The organism is Vibrio sp. ED004 (assembly GCF_023206395.1).
In the GTDB taxonomy this organism is placed as follows: domain Bacteria; phylum Pseudomonadota; class Gammaproteobacteria; order Enterobacterales; family Vibrionaceae; genus Vibrio.
Map to the genome: position 1 here is coordinate 1,489,661 of NZ_CP066150.1, position 19,693 is coordinate 1,509,353.

The 19,693-nt window shown below is 45.7% G+C and carries 15 protein-coding genes and 2 pseudogenes; 12 read left to right on the plus strand and 5 right to left on the minus strand.

Translation table 11 applies throughout. The annotated features are described in order from the left end of the window. Positions 1-25: 25 nt before the first annotated feature. The gene (locus ITG10_RS24020; protein ID WP_017632996.1) at positions 26-628 is read right to left on the minus strand and encodes a DUF922 domain-containing protein; all 603 of its coding nucleotides are present in this window, start codon (positions 626-628) and stop codon (positions 26-28) included. 141 nt (positions 629-769) lie between these two features. Beyond that, positions 770-1,399: a hypothetical protein gene (locus ITG10_RS24025; RefSeq protein ID WP_017632997.1), complete on the minus strand. Its 630-nt coding sequence runs from the start codon at positions 1,397-1,399 to the stop codon at positions 770-772. A gap of 94 nt (positions 1,400-1,493) precedes the next feature. On the opposite strand from ITG10_RS24025, the pseudogene ITG10_RS24030 reads away from it, so the two are divergent. From ITG10_RS24030 to ITG10_RS24055, 6 genes and pseudogenes are all read left to right on the plus strand, one after another. Continuing rightward, positions 1,494-2,173 (plus strand): annotated as a pseudogene (locus tag ITG10_RS24030) (IS110 family transposase). Positions 2,174-2,645: 472 nt separating this feature from the next. Beyond that, a complete protein-coding gene (locus ITG10_RS24035; protein ID WP_248386968.1) occupies positions 2,646-3,071 on the plus strand; it encodes a site-specific integrase in 426 nt (141 codons plus the stop codon). Next, positions 3,052-3,531, plus strand: coding sequence for a tyrosine-type recombinase/integrase (locus ITG10_RS24040; protein ID WP_248386969.1), 480 nt, complete (start codon positions 3,052-3,054; stop codon positions 3,529-3,531). Before ITG10_RS24035 ends, ITG10_RS24040 begins: the two co-directional genes overlap by 20 nt. Beyond that, positions 3,528-4,579, plus strand: a pseudogene (locus ITG10_RS24045) (transposase). Before ITG10_RS24040 ends, ITG10_RS24045 begins: the two are co-directional and overlap by 4 nt. Positions 4,580-4,893: 314 nt before the next feature. Beyond that, a complete protein-coding gene (locus ITG10_RS24050; RefSeq protein ID WP_004730320.1) occupies positions 4,894-5,142 on the plus strand; it encodes a type II toxin-antitoxin system Phd/YefM family antitoxin in 249 nt (82 codons plus the stop codon). Next, positions 5,132-5,422, plus strand: a complete 291-nt coding sequence (locus ITG10_RS24055; protein WP_005377002.1) for a type II toxin-antitoxin system RelE/ParE family toxin — start codon at positions 5,132-5,134, stop codon at positions 5,420-5,422. The genes ITG10_RS24050 and ITG10_RS24055 overlap by 11 nt, the downstream gene beginning before the upstream one ends. Positions 5,423-5,753: 331 nt before the next feature. On the opposite strand, the gene ITG10_RS24060 is transcribed toward ITG10_RS24055, so the two are convergent. Together ITG10_RS24060 and ITG10_RS24065 are read right to left on the minus strand one after the other, a co-directional pair. Continuing rightward, entirely contained in the window at positions 5,754-6,350 is a 597-nt protein-coding gene (locus ITG10_RS24060) for a cell division protein FtsQ (protein ID WP_128815226.1), read from the minus strand. A gap of 161 nt (positions 6,351-6,511) precedes the next feature. After that, a complete protein-coding gene (locus tag ITG10_RS24065) occupies positions 6,512-9,094 on the minus strand; it encodes a nitrate reductase (protein WP_128644419.1) in 2,583 nt (860 codons plus the stop codon). A gap of 472 nt (positions 9,095-9,566) precedes the next feature. Between ITG10_RS24065 and nirB the strand changes: the two genes are divergently transcribed. From nirB to ITG10_RS24085, 4 genes are all read left to right on the plus strand, one after another. Further along, on the plus strand, positions 9,567-12,149 hold the full coding sequence (gene nirB, locus ITG10_RS24070; RefSeq protein ID WP_017632328.1) for a nitrite reductase large subunit NirB: 2,583 nt from the start codon (positions 9,567-9,569) through the stop codon (positions 12,147-12,149). A 59-nt stretch (positions 12,150-12,208) separates the two neighbouring features. Next, entirely contained in the window at positions 12,209-12,553 is a 345-nt protein-coding gene (nirD, locus tag ITG10_RS24075; RefSeq protein ID WP_102315612.1) for a nitrite reductase small subunit NirD, read from the plus strand. A 141-nt stretch (positions 12,554-12,694) separates the two neighbouring features. Continuing rightward, positions 12,695-14,164 (plus strand): NarK family nitrate/nitrite MFS transporter, encoded by a 1,470-nt coding sequence (locus tag ITG10_RS24080; RefSeq protein WP_017632326.1) that lies wholly within the window; start codon positions 12,695-12,697, stop codon positions 14,162-14,164. Between the two features lie 160 nt (positions 14,165-14,324). Continuing rightward, positions 14,325-16,115, plus strand: a complete 1,791-nt coding sequence (locus ITG10_RS24085; RefSeq protein ID WP_017632325.1) for a bifunctional protein-serine/threonine kinase/phosphatase — start codon at positions 14,325-14,327, stop codon at positions 16,113-16,115. Positions 16,116-16,183: 68 nt separating this feature from the next. Here ITG10_RS24085 and cra read toward each other — a convergent pair whose 3' ends face one another. Next, positions 16,184-17,188: a catabolite repressor/activator gene (cra, locus tag ITG10_RS24090; protein ID WP_017632324.1), complete on the minus strand. Its 1,005-nt coding sequence runs from the start codon at positions 17,186-17,188 to the stop codon at positions 16,184-16,186. 384 nt (positions 17,189-17,572) lie between these two features. On the opposite strand from cra, the gene fruB reads away from it, so the two are divergent. Together fruB and pfkB are read left to right on the plus strand one after the other, a co-directional pair. Beyond that, positions 17,573-18,706, plus strand: a complete 1,134-nt coding sequence (fruB, locus tag ITG10_RS24095; RefSeq protein WP_136996423.1) for a fused PTS fructose transporter subunit IIA/HPr protein — start codon at positions 17,573-17,575, stop codon at positions 18,704-18,706. Positions 18,707-18,715: 9 nt separating this feature from the next. Continuing rightward, a complete protein-coding gene (gene pfkB / locus ITG10_RS24100; RefSeq protein ID WP_017632323.1) occupies positions 18,716-19,693 on the plus strand; it encodes a 1-phosphofructokinase in 978 nt (325 codons plus the stop codon).

Sequence of the window (19,693 nt, forward strand, 5' to 3'; positions counted from 1 at the left end):
TTGGGAATCTGTCATGAACGCTTTGTTACATGCGTGGTGACATTGGCACGAAAGGTATTTCGCATATTTTTAAGTAAGGCTCCTCACCAAATGGAGACTCTGCTAATTCAATTTCTCCATGCGATGTATAAACGTCAAACAGCGCATTACTTTCCACTAAGTAACTTTCAAGTTCAGTGACTCTATCATTAGCACTACTGCACCCTCCGCGCTGCCCACCTTTGAAAGCTAAATAAATTTCATGCATCGACTTAACTGCAAGAGCACAATGAATCTGCTCATGTCGATAGAGCTTTTCTAGATATGGGCGAAACTCCTCCGCTGATTCAACTGAAGTCTTAGACATTTCGAACTTCGGAAGTGTATAAGTAACTTTCAGCTTAAATTCATTAATTTCACAAGTTTCATCATTCGTATTGAAGTCATATTTCCACGCGGTGTACCCGTCAAAGCCTTCATTTACGAGAAACTCAGGTCTAGCGTTAAATGAGCGTTCAATTTCTTCAACACTATTCCCGCTAACCTCATACACTTCAAACTTTTTCTGGAAGGGAAAATCTACCTTGACGTCGGCATTAGCCTGACTGGACGCCATTAAGCAACATATTGAAAGTACTATTTTTTTCATCATCTTCCTTGAAGCATATAGCGCCCGCTTAAGTGGTGAGCAACGCTACCACGACACCAAATTATTACACCGTAAACACAAAAGCCGATTCAAACCAAAACCGCCGAGCGTTGTGAGTCCGTCTTAAAGCGTTTGTATGGTTTATAATATCAACCTCATGCCTTCCAACATTTCTTTGGCTCTAGGATAGCCACTTTTAGATGCTTCCTCTAACCAAAGAAGAGCATTCTGCTGCTCTCCAATTTCCATCAGTATCATAGCTAATTCCATTTGCGCCCGACCATATCCACCTATCGCAGACAAAGCTATAAAGTACAATGCATTTTCTTTATTCTTTTCTAAAATGTATCCATTTAAATACATTTTTCCGATGGCAAATTGCTCTACTGTACCACCTTGCTCCGACATGCTATTTATCCACGTAAATTCATCATCAGATAAGCCATTGCTACGCCAATTATCACTATCTCCATTCAGTATACTTAAACTGGATACAAAATAATTACTGACTTCTGATTCATCTGATTCGATGCAGTAATCATAATATAGCGTCGATATTTCTACATATTCGTAGTTATCGAGACCTGTTCTAAAATACTCAATAGCGTTAATGCAACTTTGTTCTTCTACCAAAACAGTGTAACCACGATAAAAACTACTGTTAAAAAAATCTAAACTGTACGGGGACTTTTTAACTTTGGTACTGACTCCACAACCGCTTAAAGCACACAGTAGTCCAATGAAAATTATTGTTTTTGTTATGGATTCCATCATTACTCCAATTTATAAACCTAACGAATGACATGGATTCCCCCTCCCGAGGATCTGCCACACTTATGTGGTACTTAAATGCATCGGAGGCACCATGTCTGATTATTCTTATTTCTGCAGTATCGACCTAGCCAAAAACCACTTTAGTCTTCATGCCGTAGACCAAAATGGTAAGGTCATACTTCATAAGTCGGTAACTCACTCTAAGCTACTGACTAAAATAGCAAATATGTCACTCATGCGTATAGGCGTTGAAGCGTGTGGTGGTGCACATTATTAGGCAAGAACAGTGATTGCTGATGCTTGTACCACCTTGGAGAATTGAATCAACGTATCGCCGATACTGAGCAAGTCTTCGATTCTTTTGCTAAGGTCAGCGCTAATGTTCAACGAGTAATGAAGGTTCGAGGTATCGGGCCGCAAACTGCAACAGCGATACTTGCTTCGATAGGTAATGGCTCTCAATTTGATAAAAGTCGCGATTTCTCTGCTTGGCTAGGCTTAGTACCAAAGCAATATTCGACAGGAGGAAAGCCTCGCTTAGGCCGGATAACCAAACACGGCGACAAATACTTACGAAAACTATTAGTTCACGGCGCAAGAACCGTGATTGCCAACCTTGGCGACAAGCAAGATAAGCTAAGTCAGTGGTGTCGAGGCGTTTTAGAACGAAGAGGAATGAACCGAGCGATAGTGGCACTTGCCGCGAAGAACGCACGAATTATATGGTCGCTTTTACACAATCAAACCGAATATGAAAACTATGCTGCTTAAGTAGAAACCTAAGCAGCATAAAGAGTTAAACCCACCGGGTCATTGCAGACGCTAATGATGGAGATAGGTTAAGACCACTTGCGGAGAGCCTGTTAATGCGGCGGACACACTAGATGTCATCTAACGAATAAGGCACCGCAGTCGCGTAAAGTCATCAGGGCCACGACGTATGCGAATCGTTGATAAGTAGGCCGAATGTAGAGCGGCAGTCCAAAACCCATCAACATAAGTTTAGCGGATGTTTGACAACCCGGGGAATCCATGTAGCCACATTAAGGTGTGAGTAACGCGACCACGAAACTCAACTATACCACTGTAAACACTGAACCCAAAGACGAAGCAAAAATGCCAAGCGTTAGGAATCACTCTTAAATGCTTTGTTGAACGAAGCCGCTACGCGGCAGAGTAAAACGAGTGCAAACCATACTCTTGTAACACCATCACCCTGATGGTCGTTCACAGGAGTAACCCCATGAAACCCGATGACTTAAAACGCTACAACACCCTTTATGAACAACACCTTACCAACCTAAAGCTGCAAGGTAAACGACCCGCGACCATTGATGCCTATTCCCGTGCGGTTCGTCGGATCACCGCTCATTTCGACCGAGCCCCTGATACATTAACGACCTCTGACCTCAAACACTTCTTCGCGTCTCTTATTCAAACCCACTCGTGGAGCACCATAAAACTCGATCGTAATGGCTTGCAGTTTTTCTATCGTTACACGCTCGATAAACAGTGGGAATGGCTCAATATCGTCAAGCCGCCACAAGTAAAACGACTGCCCGACATACTGACACCGCAACAAGTCAGCTCGCTGATTAGCCACACTCGACAGACACGTTATCAAGTGTTTTTTTCTTACTCTGTACAGCATGGGGTTGCGCCTTGGTGAAGGATTGAACCTCACGGTTCACGATATCGACAGCCAAACAATGCGCGTTCACATACGCGAAGGAAAAGGCGGAAAAGACCGAATGGTGCCGCTTCCGCTGCGAACGCTTAAAGCTCTTCGCGTGCATTGGCTTACCCATAAGCACCTTATTACTTATTTCCTGGCCTTGGTACATGTCGCGACACCCCATGGATCGTGGCGGTATTCAAAAACCATGAAACTTGTACTCAAAGAGTGCGGAATCCAAAAACACGCCAGCCCCCACTCACTTAGACATTGCTTCGCTACGCACTTACTTGAGCAAGGGGTAGACCTGCGTTCACTACAAACGCTACTGGGTCATGCAAGCCTTAATACCACTGCTCGTTACACCCGAATGACTACGCTAAAACAACACGATGCTGCGATGGCCATCAATCATTTAACTGATGCTCTAGACTTAACGTGGAGCATTACATGAGTACCTTTATTGAACTGCTTCGCCAACATCACTCTGCGCTTAAACGTCACTATTATGCGCAGATGAATGGCGATATGCATCGAGCCATTGGGGCGATGCTCCGTTGTAAAACAGAACAACAAGGTCGCTCACAATGGTTCTGCAGTCACTGTCATCACAATGACCGATTACCGCTTTCTTGTGGTCATCGTCATTGCCCTCAGTGCCAACAACGTACCACCACTGATTGGCTTCAACGTCAGCAGCAAAAGCGGTTACCTGTTCACTATTTCATGGTGACCTTCACTTTGCCGTATCAACTAAGGGTCTTAGCAAGACATCAACCTAAAGCGATATATAGCGGTATGTTTAAGGTGGCATCAGGGGTATTAAAGGATTTTGCCAACAGGCAGCAGCAAGGTGAAATGGGATTCACTGCCGTGTTGCATACTCACAGCCGACAACGAAACTTACACCCACATCTGCACATTATCGTGGCGGCAGGCCAATACGACGCATCAAGGCAAACGTGGCACAAAGGCAACAAGCATTACCTCTTCAACGCGTTTGCTTTGGCCAAAGTATGGCGAGCAAGAATGCTAGAGACCATTAATCAACACCCAACGCTGTGGCTGCCGAGTGGCATACCCAAACAATGGGTGGTCGATTGCAGACAAGTGGGATACGGTCAGGCTGCACTCAACTATTTGGCTCGCTACCTCTATCGCGGCGTGCTGCCTGATGAAGACATCATCAGTATCACCGATGATACTGTCACCTTCCGCTATAAAGAGAGCCAGACCAATGCATGGCGAACGCGCACCTTGCCCACTCTGAAGTTCTTACTGCTCATTTTGCAGCACGCGCTGCCCAAAGGGTTGCAGCGAGTACGAGATTACGGTTTTTACGTGGTCAAGCACACGCCTTAAGAGCCCGCATTCAACTGTTGTTATTGAACTTGCTCTATATAATGCCGCCGCTAACCGCACCGATAAGAACCAAAGCAATACGAGTATGCCCTTGCTGTCAGCATCAGATGGCGTGTGTTGGAGTAAGTCGACCCATCTAGCCGAAAGGCATTTGATAATAAGGATAATGGCATCAACGAAAACAAAGGAGATGTAACGACGAAAGAAACGAAAAATAGCTAACTGGTTGATATGATTGCTATCGCAACCTTATCTTGGCCTCGCTCGCCTTGAGAAAAGCCTCAAAGCGATTTGCCCTTCATACTCATCGTACAATTTACTTAATAAAGTGGCTTCGGGCTTGTTCAACACTCGGGATTTAGTGTTGGCTGCGCAACACCTTAATCCTTATTTGTTATACCGCTTGGTTGAGGCTAAAATGACCAAAACAAAGACCACTTAAGAGACCTATTATATGACCACTAGAATTTTAGCCGATGTTGCTGCAAGCATTACTGAGTTGAAAGCTAACCCTATGAAAGTTGCAACTAGTGCTTACGGTGAACCTGTTGCTGTACTGAACCGAAATGAGCCAGCATTTTATTGCGTACCAGCCGAAGCGTACGAAATGATGATGGACAGACTCGAAGATCTTGAACTACTAACTATTGCGAAAGAGCGTGAATCTGAAGAGAGCATTTCGGTAAATATTGATGACCTATAAACTCGACTTTAAAAAGAGCGCACTCAAAGAGTGGAAAAAGCTTGGCTCAACGCTTCAACAACAATTTAAGAAAAAGCTAATCGAGCGCTTAGATAACCCGCATGTTCCGGCTTCAAAACTCTCTGGAGCTGACAACATGTATAAGATTAAGCTTCGCCAATCGGGCTACCGTCTCGTCTACAAAGTTGAAGACGATGTCATCATTGTAACCGTCTTAGCAGTCGGAAAACGCGAACGTAGCGATGTTTACCGTAAAGCTATGAAAAGGTTAGATGATTGATTGCGGTATAACAGCTATATTAGACAGAATAATTCTGCATTTTGTCCCTGAAACAATTCTGTCTAATAATCTACACCGTTCAGGATCTGTCTAATAACCCATTTAATAACAGCACTTTACTTGCTTACTTCTCTCTCAAACATGACAAAAAGCAGAAAAATTCCATATAGTCTCGGCAAAATGTAGAAATTGACCCAATGTGTGAGTTAGTCGTCATCTTCTTGGTTGATTTCTTCCCCGCAGCCTAAGCATTTTGGTTCTAGATCTGTAGGTAACATGATGATTAAGCCGCAGTGTGGGCACAGGTCGCCTTGGTTATACATAGTCACTCCTAAGCAGCGCTGAATTCGCCAGTATATGAGATAAGGCCGGTTTTCTTGCCTTTGAGTAGAATGGTTACGCCTTGGTCGTTCATTCCTGTGATTTGCCAACCGAGCTTTTCAGCCTTGGCTAATGTAGCAAGGGTTTTGGGTTTGTCTTCTAGGCTTTCCATAATCGCGACTACGTCGGTCTCTTCACCAATCGCTTCAATGAGTATTGGGTTATCGTAATCAACTTCGGCTAGCGTTTTGCCTTGCTCGTTCACAGTGAGAGATAGGATGCGAAATACCGCTTTATCGTTGTAGTCGACAATGTGAGATTTGCCTGCGTCATCAACGTATCCCTCAATGGCGACAATGTAACCCGGCTTGCCTTGAGCAATCGCTTTTACGTGTTTTGCGCGCTCTACTCCACCCGCTCGGGTTCTACCATCGTTGTCTGTTTCCATACCACTGTTGGCAATATCAAACTTCTCACCGATTTTAGTGCGGTTCCATGCGCGTAGGTAAATCCCTTTGGCGTTCTCACTTCCCCAAGACCACACGGTGTTGTGAAGCGGAGCCTCCAGTTTTTGTTCAAAGAATTTAGAAATGGCCAATTTAGACATCAATTTACCTCTACCTAGAAAATTATGGAACACCATACCAATTCGTAAAATGATATGTGAAACTTGTCATTTAATCAATCGGTATTACATACTTAAAAACAAAAACGCCGACTCAATTGTCGGCGCTTAATTTTAAGTATGAATAGGTTAGAGGTAGTCAGCTACTTTGCCATAGTACTCAAAAACTCGGCTTCGAACTCTTCATCGGCTTCTCGGGTTAAGCATTCCACCAGCCAGTCGATGCTTTCGTTATCGAGCTTACTGTTCACCACGAAGGCTTGCTTTACGCCAGACTGTCCCAGCTTTGCAGAGCCGTAGTTCTTGAAGGATTTATTGCCGTGGTAATGAAGTGATTTGATTGCCTCCGCGTTAGGTTCTGGCAAGGCATCAAGGGTATTGGCAAGCTGAATTACCAACTCCATTGGGTTCTTGGACGATGAGATACGATACAGAAAGCCGCCCTCGACTCTTTGGCGCACCCAATAATCAAAGCCGCTGCAATCCATCACTTTGTCACTGACCAATGCAGCTTCGCTGCGATAGCCACACGGCTCAACCACTACAGGTGTGTGTTTGAATTCTGGCTGACCAGAGGCTGCATCGGTATGAGGTAGGATCAGGTCACATGGTTTACTGTCTTTGGCGGTCGGGGCATTCCAATGGATAGGCATGAAGACTTGTTCGCGGCGCATCTCTTTGGTCACCACTAAGCGGGCTTGGCACTCCCCTTGTGCGCTGCGCACTTTCACCACTGGATTAATGGTGGCGTGGTTGAAGGCATCTAGCCCGAATTCATCCAAGTTCAGTTCTGAAACCGTATCTGGGTGCATGGCAACAAAAGGCTCTGGCGTGTGTTCACCCAAGCCTGCCGCTAAGCCTGTGCGGCTCATGGTGTGCCATTGGTCTCGGATTCGACCTGTGTTCATGATTAGTGGGAATTCAAGGCTGGTATCGGCAATCGGCTTGTCGTGCTCAACTGCGATAAACTGCGCTTTGCCTGATTCAGTAAAGAACTCGCCATTGGTGAACATGCGCTGCTCAATGATCTCTGGTTGATACTCTAATACCGGCCATTGCTGCGGAGTGAGTTCGCCATAGCCTTTCTCATCCAGTTGCGTGAGTCCAATTAAGCACAAGTCGCGCGTTTTACCTGTTTCATTGCCGAGTGCTGTCATCTCGCAATACTCTTTGAAGATCTCTCCTTCGTGGCGGTAATCAAACTGTTCATTGAATCCCATTTTTTGCGCGACTTCTTTTAATATCCACCAATCAGGTTTGGCCTCTCCTGGGCTTGGTAATATACGGCGCTGACGTGAGATGCGGCGCTCAGAGTTAGTCACGGTGCCCGACTTCTCGCTCCACCCTTGCGCGGGCAGTACCACATCAGCCAAGCGAGTGGTTTCCGTATCGGCAATACAATCAGACACCACCACAAATGGGCACTTCTCTAATGCCGCTTTGATCTTTTCGCTGTCAGGCAAGCTCACTACTGGGTTGGTCGCCATGATCCACACCGCTTTGATTTTGCCTTCATTCATAGCATCGAACAGGTCAATCGCTTTTAAACCTGCATGTGTGGCTAAGGTGTCGGTTTGCCAGAACTCGCTGACGGTTTGGTGTGATTGCGGGTCACCAAATTCAAAGTGCGCCGCTAAAGTATTAGCTAAACCGCCCACCTCACGTCCGCCCATCGCATTTGGCTGACCCGTTACAGAAAATGGCCCCATGCCCGTCTTACCGATTTTACCGGTGGCTAAATGGCAGTTAATAATGGCGTTTACCTTATCGCACCCTTGTGTCGATTGGTTCACGCCTTGAGAGTAAATGGTCAGCACCTTCTCGTTCGATGCAAACAAACTGTAGAACTGTTTTAGCTGCTGCTCTGTTAACCCTGTGAGCTCAGGAACGTTTTTGTCGCCCCAACTTGATTCGGTATAACGGTATTGAGTCGCAGATCGAATCGATTCAGTAAAGCCTTGAGTGTGGTTTTCTATGTAGTCTGAATCTAGCTTGTCGTTATCGTCGAGGTAACCCAAGAGACCATTGAATAGTGCGACGTCTGAGCCAGATTCCAATGCCAAGTGAATGTCTGCAATTTCACAGGTGTCGGTATAACGCGGGTCGATGACGATAACTTTCAATGCAGGGTTGGTTTGTTTAGCGGCTCTTAATCTTTGGAAAAGTACCGGGTGACACCATGCTAGGTTGGAGCCTGTAATCACGACTAAATCGGCTTGTTCGAGATCTTCGTAGCAAACCGGTACTGTGTCTGCGCCAAATGCTCGCTTATGTCCGACCACGGTTGAAGCCATACATAACCTAGAATTACTGTCGATGTTGCCACTACCAATGAAGCCTTTCATCAGTTTATTGGCAACATAATAGTCTTCGGTAAGCAGTTGACCAGACACATAGAACGCAACCGAATCGGACCCAAACTCTTCGATGGCTTGATTGAATTCATCTGCGACCAACTGAGTGGCACTGTTCCAATCTAACTCTTGTTTTTGTTTATTCTGAATATAAGCAGGCTGTGTAAGACGACCTAAAGGCGTGACGGTGTCGCCGAGCGCAACCCCTTTAGTGCATAGCTTCCCATAGTTTGATGGATGATCTTTATCACCACGCACTTCTAGTTTTCCTAGCGATGTCGGTCTCGCTTCTATACCACAACCTACACCACAATAAGCACAGGTTGATTTTATCCAGCCGTTGTTTGAATCGGTCATCCGTTTCTCGCTCAATTATCAATAATTGTAATAACTTAAACCAAGCAAATAACACGCCACTTAATAACAGCCGATAGATTTGAAATATTTTCATTTAAAAACAATAGCTTAATAAAAACACAAATATCAACAATGAACCAATCAGGACTTAGCCAGGATAGAAACTTAATTTTTGCACCATCTTGCAGAAAGTTGCACCACAAACGCCCATTTCTATAAATCTAACAAAAAATTTACATACCACTTTAGGGGTAATTGCGTGCTACCCCTACTTTTTAAACCACTGAAAATTAAAAGTTAATTTTTATTTAAATGAACGAACCGTAATCTGGCATCCTCCTTGCTCCACTAAAAACCAAGACTTAGAAAAAACATTTTTGTTTTTCTTGATAATTATGAATTGAGTGGAATCTCAACCCGGTATTCATCTGCTAATTACTAGAAATTAGATGCTAGTGATGGTGACGCCGAGAATAAGGAATGGACTATGAGCAAGAAGAAAATCGTCGTTGTTGGTAACGGCATGGTTGGACACAAATTTATCGACAACATCCTGCAATCAGAGAGTGATGAGTTTGATGTTATTACTTTTAGCGAAGAACCAAGGCTGGCCTACGACCGTGTTCAGCTGACGGCTTACTTTAATGGTCAAAGCGCTGATGACCTGTCATTGACCAGTGAAGAATATTACCAAAGCAACGGCGTGAACTACTTGTTGAACCAAAAGGTTGCCAAGCTAGACACCGCCAATCAACAAGTCATCACTGAAAGTGGTCATGTTGAAAGTTACGATAAGCTAATCTTGGCGACGGGCTCTTTCCCTTTTGTTCCCCCTATTCCCGGTAACGACCAAGAACACTGTCACGTTTATCGCACCATCGAAGACTTAGACGCCATCGAGCTTTCAAGCAAAGGCAGCAAATCTGGCGTGGTGATTGGTGGTGGTCTGCTGGGCTTAGAAGCCGCAAACGCAGTCAAAAACCTGGGCTTAGAAACCCATGTGGTTGAATTCGCGCCTCGCCTAATGGCCGTTCAATTGGATGACGGTGGCGGTGCCCTACTGCGCAGAAAAATTGAAGACCTTGGTGTGCAAGTTCATACCGAGAAAGCGACCTCGGAAATAATCGACGGTGAAAACGCTCGCTACCGCATGAACTTCGCAGACGGCACCCATTTAGAAACCGATATGATCGTATTCTCTGCCGGTATTCGCCCTCAAGATGAACTAGCAAGAAGCTCTGATGTCGAGATTGGCGAACGTGGCGGTATCGTGATCAACAATCACTGCCAAACCAATATCGACAACGTCTATGCCATTGGTGAATGTGCACTTTGGGATAACAAGATTTTTGGCTTAGTCGCTCCCGGTTATTCGATGGCAAAAATTGCAGCTTCGCATATTGTCTCTGATGGTACTGACGACGCTGCATTCACGGGCGCTGACATGAGCACTAAGCTCAAGCTGCTTGGCGTCGATGTTGCCAGTATTGGCGAAGTACACGGCAAGACGGAAGGCGCTCAATCGTATACCTACAACGATGAAATTGAACAAGTTTATAAGCGCCTGATCATTTCGGCTGACGGCACAAAGATTGTTGGTGCAGTACTGGTCGGTGACGCAGAAGCCTACGGCTCGCTACTGCAAATCAAGCAAAACGATATTCCCCTTCCTGAAAACCCATCCGTGCTGATTTTACCTAACGTGGCCGATGATTCTGGTTCCGCTATGGGTGTTGAAGCTCTGCCTGATAGCGCTGTGATCTGTTCATGTTTTGATGTGACCAAAGGCGACATTAAAGACGCAGTATCTGCTGGCTGCACCACTATGGCGGCTCTAAAAGAAACCACCAACGCTTCAACAGGTTGTGGTGGTTGTTCTGCCCTTGCTAAACAAGTTCTCGATAGCGAACTGAGTAACCTAGGTGTGGAAGTCTCTAACGATATCTGTGAGCACTTTGCTTACTCTCGCCAAGAGCTGACTGACATCATCCGCGTCAACAAAATCAAAACCTTCGATGAGCTGTTAGATTCTCATGGAAACGGATTAGGCTGCACCGTGTGTAAACCCGCTGTCGGTTCGATTCTGGCTTCGTACTGGAACGATTACATCCTTGAAGATCAACATATCGAGCTACAAGACACCAACGACATCTATCTTGGCAACATGCAAAAAGACGGCACCTACTCTGTGGTTCCACGTATTGCTGGCGGTGAAATCACACCAGATAAATTGATCGTGCTTGGCGAAGTCGCTAAAGAGTTCGACCTGTATACCAAAATCACAGGTGGCCAACGTGTCGACTTGTTTGGCGCACAGCTTAACGAACTGCCTATCATCTGGAAAAAGCTGATTGACGCAGGTTTTGAAACGGGCCACGCCTACGGTAAATCGGTTCGTACCGTGAAATCGTGTGTCGGTAGCACTTGGTGTCGATACGGTGTCGACGACAGTGTCGGCTTAGCGATTCGACTTGAAAACCGCTACAAAGGCCTGCGTTCACCACACAAGATTAAGTTTGCGGTTTCAGGCTGTACTCGTGAATGTGCAGAAGCCCAATCAAAAGACTTTGGCATTATCGCTACCGACAAAGGTTGGAACCTCTACATCTGTGGTAACGGTGGTATGCGCCCTCGCCATGGTGACCTATTCGCCACTGATTTAGACGAAACCACCCTCCTTAAATACATCGACCGCGTTTTGATGTTCTACACCCGTACCGCAGACCGCCTACAGCGTACATCGGTATGGATGGAGAACCTCGAAGGCGGCATTGAATACCTCAAGCAAGTCGTGATTGAAGACAAGCTCAACGTAGCTGAAGAACTCGAAGCTGACATCGCACTCAATATCGAGAAGTACCAGTGTGAATGGAAAACTACCATTGAAAACCCTGAGAAGATGAAGCGCTTCCAGCACTACATCAACAGTGAAGAAATGGACACTAGTCTCTCTTTCATCAAAGAGCGAGAGCAACGTTTTCCTAAGCCGAGCTTGAGTGATGCTTCGAATTCAAAACGCGATGAAAAGCTCGCTAAAGCAGACCAAATCGAAGTGACTGAGGTTTCATAAATTTCATCAGGTTCACCAATAAAAAAATAAAAAACTCAATTTTAGACTAGGAGAAAGTCATGGAAAATTGGACAACCGTATGTAGCACCCGGGACTTAACCCCAAATGGGGGGATTTGCGCCAAAGTAGACGATAACCAAGTGGCTATTTTTTACTGCAAGCGCAGCGACACGCTTTATGGGCTCTCTAATTACGACCCTATCGGCAAAGCGAATGTGATGTCACGTGGTATAATTGGTTCATTAAGCGGTGAGCCTTACGTAGCCTCACCCTTATACAAGCAGCATTTCCACTTAGAAACTGGCGCGTGCCTTGAACAACCAGAACTCAAGCTCATGAAATTTGAAGTTCGCAAGCAAGGTGAACATGTACAAGTTCTCGCACCTCTTGCTATCGCCAGTTAATAAACAGCCGACATCATCCTGCAAACGCTTTAAAGCGTGAGCAATTTCGGCATAGGGTTTAGCCACATGAATGCGTTCGAATTTCGGAAGTAACGCACGAGCTAAAACCGGGTAATTTTCCAGATTTAAAGGATTTAAACCATGGATAACACAAAATTTTCGCTGCTTTCATTTACGGGTAAGATGAAAACCTTACACCTAAGTTGGATGGCATTTTTTATCACCTTTGTTGTATGGTTCAACTTTGCTCCACTACTGCAAATGGTAAAAACCTCGCTTGGTCTTTCCACTGAAGAGATCAAAACACTCCTTATTCTCAACGTTGCCTTAACCATTCCGGCACGTGTCGCAATAGGCATGCTAACCGACAGATACGGCCCAAGGTTGGTCTACTCTTCACTACTCGCGGTCTGTTCTATCCCTTGTTTTATGTTTGCTCTGGCAGACTCTTTCATTCAAGCGGCGATTGCACGTTTCCTATTAGGTTTCATCGGTGCTGGTTTCGTGGTTGGTATTCGTCTTGTGTCTGAGTGGTTCCCACACAATGAATTGGGTACAGCTGAAGGCATTTATGGTGGCTGGGGTAACTTCGGTTCAGCAGCTGCAGCATTCACGCTTCCAACTCTCGCTCTAGCTTTTGGTGGTGAAGACGGCTGGCGTTATGCGGTCGGTATTACTGGCGCAATGAGCTTAGCGTTCTCGTTTATCTTCTACAAAAACGTGTCAGATACACCAAAAGGTTCGACTTACTTCAAGCCTGCTCAAGTAACGGCGATGGAAGTGACATCAAAGGGTGACTTTTTCTTCCTACTTATTATGAAGATCCCAATGTATGCCGCTTTAGCACTACTGACTTGGAAGCTATCACCAAGCAACATCAACATGTTGTCTGACATGGCAGTTTACTCTGTGTATGCAGGTTTGGCTGCGCTTTACGTGTACGAAGTGTCGCAAGTTTGGAAAGTAAACAAGAACGTATTTAAAGAAGAAGTGCCAGAGATTCACCAGTACAAATTCAAGCAAGTTGCGGTACTTAACGTATTGTACTTCGCGACATTTGGTTCTGAGCTAGCGGTAGTTTCTATGTTGCCTCTGTTCTTCTCTGAAACCTTTGAATTAACACCAGTTCTTGCTGGTATGGTTGCGTCAGCTTATGCCTTTATGAACCTAATGTCTCGCCCAGGTGGTGGTTGGATTTCAGATAAATTCGGTCGTAAACCAACACTGCTTATTCTAACGATTGGTCTTGCTGTGGGTTACTTCGCAATGGGTCAAGTTGACAGCACATGGCCTGTATGGCTAGCGGTTGTCGCGGCGATGGCGTGTTCTTTCTTCGTACAAGCGGGTGAAGGTGCAGTATTCGCAACGGTACCTCTAATCAAGCGTCGTATGACAGGTCAGATTGCAGGTATGACGGGTGCTTACGGTAACGTGGGTGCGGTAGTTTACCTAACCGTGCTGTCATTCGTAAGTTACCAAACCTTCTTCTTAGTAATTGCGGGAACAGCGGTACTCGGCTTCGTTACGCTGATGTTCATGGAAGAGCCTAACGGCCAAATTGCTGAAGTGAATGACGACGGTAGCGTGACCTTGATTAACGTATCGAGCTAACCACTCATTGAATCGGGAGAAGCACCAAGGTTGGTATCACCGCTTTGGTGCTTCGTTCAGAGGCTCTACGTTCACTAGAGCTTTTGTTCTTCCGAGGATGTTCTGTCAAGGAAGCAGAAAGAAGAGCAGTTAAGAAGAGCAGTTAAGAAGAAGACCAGTTATGACAATTTCATTCAGCCAAGGGCAAATCATCGCGCCAGAATCAAACAACCAGTTAACGCTTAAGTTTGGTGGTTATTCGAATCAAGGCGTACGTGATGAAAACCAAGATGCCATCATTGTAAAACACCCCAGAACTCGCGCGGAACAAGAGTTGAAAGGCAGTGTTGCCTGCATAGCAGACGGCGCAAGTTGCAGTGAGCATGGCCAGAAAGCCAGTCACACCAGCGTGATGCAGTTTATCGACGACTATTACGCCACCCCCCAAAGCTGGAGCATTCAACGCTCGGCACAGAAAGTCTTAACTTCACTCAATTCTTGGCTCTTCAACACGTCTGTTTCTAATATTCATCCCGCCCAACAAGTGAACCACAATGCCCTCGTTTCGACGTTCAGCAGCGTGATACTTAAATCGAACACCGCACATATATTCCACGTTGGCGACAGCCGTATCTACTTATTAAGAGATGGAGAATTACGCCAACTGACACGCGATCACACGCGTAAAAATATGGGGCAGAAGCATTATCTAACACGTGCCTTAGGCATGGACAACCAACTCAACGTTGACTATCAAACCCTGCCTATCAAGAAAAACGACTGCTTTATCCTGACATCTGATGGGGTGCATGAGTTTGTCTCCCCCAACACCTTCAAGGAACACGTCAATAAGCCTGGAGCGGATTTCGAATACGCAGCACAAACCATCTGTAACACTGCTTTAAGCCACAATAGCTCAGACAACGTGAGCTGCTTGATTGTGCAAGTCAGTCATCTGCCTAAACCTTCGCTCATTGAATTCCATGAAAAGCTGGCTAAACGCGCGATTCCACCAGCGCTAAAACTTGGCCAAAGCATCGACAACTTTATGGTCCTTGAAGTGTTATATGCAGGCTCTAGAAGCCATGTGTATCGTGTGATGCAGAAAGAAACCCAAACCGAGTTCGTGCTGAAAGTCCCTTCCGTTCAGTATCACGATAGCCCTTCGCAACTTCGTGCCTTCTTTAATGAACAATGGGCGGGGATCTTGTTAAAAAATAAGAGAGTAATGAAGGTTCACCCGACGCCAGAGAACTCGCAATTCTTATATCAAATCTGTGAGTGGGTAGAAGGCATCACCCTGAGACAATGGATGTACGACAATCCAAAACCGTCACTCAATGAAGTGCGCGAGATATTAGAAAAGATCACACAGGGCATTCGCGTATTACAACGTGCAGATATGGTGCACCGAGACTTGAAGCCTGAAAACATCATGCTTCAACGTGATGGTGAGATCAAAATCATCGACCTTGGTGCAGTTTTAGTGAGAGGTATTGAAGAGGGAGAACAAACAGAACAAGACTCGACACCACTGGGCGCGGTGAATTACATCGCACCGGAAACCATTAAGCACAACACGGCCACCACAAGCTCGGATCTGTTCTCTATCGCAGTGATCGGCTATGAGATGCTGACAGGTACATTGCCCTACTCTGAAATGACTGCACAATCGCTCAAGCAATCTCGTCATCATCAGTGGGAATACCAACCACTCACACAAAAGCGTGCTGATATACCGGCTTGGGTGGATTTGGTATTACAAAAAGCCTGCGCGGAATCGCCAAGCGAGCGCCATCAAGTGTTGGGGGATTTTGTGGCAGACCTTTACACACCAAACCAAAGCTTGGTGAAAAGCAAAGCCAAACAACCTTTGATAAACCGAAACCCTATCCAGTTTTGGAAAGTGTTGGCTTTGTTGCTCGGCATTGTTGCCATTGTAGAAATGGGCTTATTGCTTGGTTCTAGTTAACGGTTAAGCTCTGGCTAACGACTAAACAAAAGCTAGCCGTTAAGCTCTGACTAACTGTTAAATGAATGCTAGCCTCGTTTGACTAAGCTTCTTGGCACAAGCTCAATTCCGGCTTGGTAACGCTTAGCCGACGCATTTAATGCCAAAGCAAAAGCACTATCGGCAATCACTTCGAATTGCTGCGGCAGTGAATGGACTTTGAAAGGTAAGAAATCCAATAAGCGGTTATCACCAAAGGTTGCCAGTTTCACTTGATTGATCAGCTCTGGCTTTTCAACCATCACATCCAATACACCTTCTAGCAAGGTGTAAGACATAGTCACAATCGCATCGGGCACTGTGCCTTTAGCAATCCACTCTTCAAACACTTCTCGACCTGATTCACGATCAAAGTGCTCGCCATAACCCACAACCATAGGCTTATTTTCTTTTAGCCCGGTTTGTTGAGTATGCGCTTTATTTGCCGCTTCAAAACCTAGCTGACGTTCGCGTGAGATATTTAAATCAGGCAGTGCGCCTATCAAGCCAACACTATGAATGCTGTCATCAAGAATCGAATGAGTCAGTTCAAACGCGGCTTCGAAATCTTCACTGATCACGCAAGCGAAGTGTTCATCATCTAACGGACGGTCAATCGCAATCACAGGTGTACCCGAGTTTTGCAGCTTCAAGTAAAACTCGTTAGCGTCTGGCATTGAGCTCGCCACCAACAAAGCATCAATACGACGGCTCACCAAAGCTTCCGCTACTTTACGTTCGGTTTCAGCATCATCATCAGAGCACCCAATCAGGATTTGATAGCCCACTTTACGTGAGTTCTGCTCTATCAGTTTTGCTAAACGCGCGTAACTGCTGTTTTCCAGATCAGGAATAATCAAACCAAATGAACGGCTATTACCAGCACGCAGCGACGAAGCAGCATGGTCTGGACGGTAGTTATACTCCTCTACCACCGCCATTACTTTTTGCTGCGTCTTCTCACTGATTCTGTATTTCTGCGCCTTGCCATTAATCACATAACTGGCTGTGGTTTTCGACACACCGGCTAGTTTGGCAATTTCATCTAGTGTCATATGGGTGACCTGTATTTTGTGCGTAGGATCATATAACCAATCTTCTGATCCTTGGATTAGTTGAATTATATGCTGAATCGATTCAGTATAAAAGCTGAAAGGATTCAGCAAAATCTGAAAAGTGACTTCAATCATCCTTTTGTATGGATTGAGCGTCATTTGTTGTGATTCAACTTCTCGTTATGAACGAAAGTGAAATTACGACACGCAGCAAAACTATTTTGAAAACCAAAATCGGCTTTGCTGAATTTTTTTACACTGAATGCTGAACCGATTCAGCAAACATAAAGCAAAGAGCAAGCAAAGAATTAAGCTCCATGAATCTTGCTCTAGACTGAATCGTAGCGATACACAAATTCTCAAGCGATACGCTAAAGAGGCACCATGCTTAAATTATCAAAATCTGACATCACTCTTGGTCAAACGGCCGATGACAAATTCAAAGCTATCCAGAACATTGCTGGCGACCTAACCGCGAAAGGCTTAGTTGACTCTGGCTACGTTGAAGGGATGCTGAACCGTGAAAACCAGAACTCAACGTTCCTAGGTAACGGCATCGCGATTCCTCACGGTACCACTGACACGCGTGGCCTAGTAAAAGAGACAGGCGTAGCGGTTCACCACTTCCCAGAAGGCATTGATTGGGCAGACGGCAACCGTGTTTACGTAGCAATTGGTATTGCAGCGAAATCTGACGAGCACTTAGGCATTCTTAAGCAGCTAACGAAAGTGCTAGCGGCAGACGGTGTTGAAGAGAAATTAAAGCAAGCGAAATCAGAAGACGAAATCATCGCCCTACTTAATGGCGAAGTTCAGCTAGAAGCCGACCTAGACGCTTCTTTAGTTCAGCTACTATTCCCTGCAAGCGACATGGTTCAAATGTCAGCTGTTGCGGGCGGCCTACTTAAGAACACAGGTTGCACAGACAACGCATTCGTTGCTGACCTAGTAACAAAAACACCGACTCACCTAGGCCAAGGCCTGTGGTTGTTGGGCAGTGATAAAGGCGTAACTCGCACTGGCGTATCGTTTGTTTCAACAGCAAACCACTGTGAGTACGAAGGCACACCAGTGAAAGCATTGGTCGCTTTCGCCGCTTGCAACAGCGCACACCAATCTATTCTGGCAAACCTAAGCAAGATGGTTTTCGAAGGTAAACAGCAACAACTGTTAACGGCTGACATCGCACAAGTGATTGGTCTTCTAAAAGGTGAAGCGGTTTCTACAGCCTCTCAAGACGATGACAACTGCGCAGTATTCAAAATTAAAAACGCACACGGCCTACACGCTCGCCCGGGCGCAATGTTGGTTGCTGAAGCGAAGAAATTCGAATCAACAATCCGCGTTTCAAACCTAGATGGTGACGGAAAAGAAGTGAACGCGAAGAGCTTGATGAAAGTCATCGCACTTGGCGTTAAACACGGCCACCAACTTCAGTTTGTTGCTGAAGGTGACGATGCAGCACAAGCACTTGAATCGATTGGTAAAGCTATCGCTTCAGGCCTTGGTGAAGGTTAAGGAATCGATATGCCTGATAAACAAATCAAAGCCGTTACCGTTACGCTTAACCCTGCCCTAGACCTGACAGGTGCTATCGACGCACTCAATGTAGGTTCAGTTAGCCTAGTAAACAAAGGCTCTCTGCATGCAGCAGGCAAAGGCGTAAACGTAGCAAAAGTACTTTCAGAACTTGGCGCTAAAGTGACCGTAACAGGCTTCCTTGGTCGCAATAACGAAGAAGCATTCTGCCAACTGTTTGAACAGATGGGCGCAACTGACCGTTTCATCCGTGTTGATGGCGCAACTCGTATAAACGTGAAATTGGTAGAAAACTCAGGCCAAGTTAGCGACATCAACTTCCCAGGTGTTCCTGTTGATGCTGACGCTGTTAAAGCGTTTGAAGAAACCTTGCTAGAACTAGCTAAAGACCACGAATACTTCGTGATTGCAGGCAGCTTGCCACAAGGCGTATCGCCAGAGCTTTGCGCTTCTTGGGTACAACGCTTGCGTGACCTAGGTAAAAAGGTGTTGTTCGACAGCAGCCGTGACGCACTAAAAGCAGGTATCAATGCACAACCTTGGTTGATCAAGCCAAACGATGAAGAGCTGTCTCAGCTGTTCAATGCAGAACTGACAACTCGTGACCAATGCCAACACGCAGGCCAAGCCCTAAGTGAAAAAGGCATCGATAACATCGTGGTGTCACTTGGCGCAGAAGGCGTGATGTGGCTAAACCAAGGTGAATGGTTACATGCTCAACCGCCGCGTATGCAAGTGGTGAGCACAGTAGGCGCAGGCGACACCTTAGTTGCTGGCCTATGTTGGGGTCACATGCAACAGATGCCAAAACCAGAACTTATTAAATTCGCAACCGCCCTATCTGCTCTAGCAGTTTCACAGGTAGGCGTGGGCATCACCAGCCAACAAGAGCTGGATTCAGTACTACAAAATATCCAATTACAGGCGCTTAGTGCTCCAACTAGCCAGTTAGACACAAGCAAATAG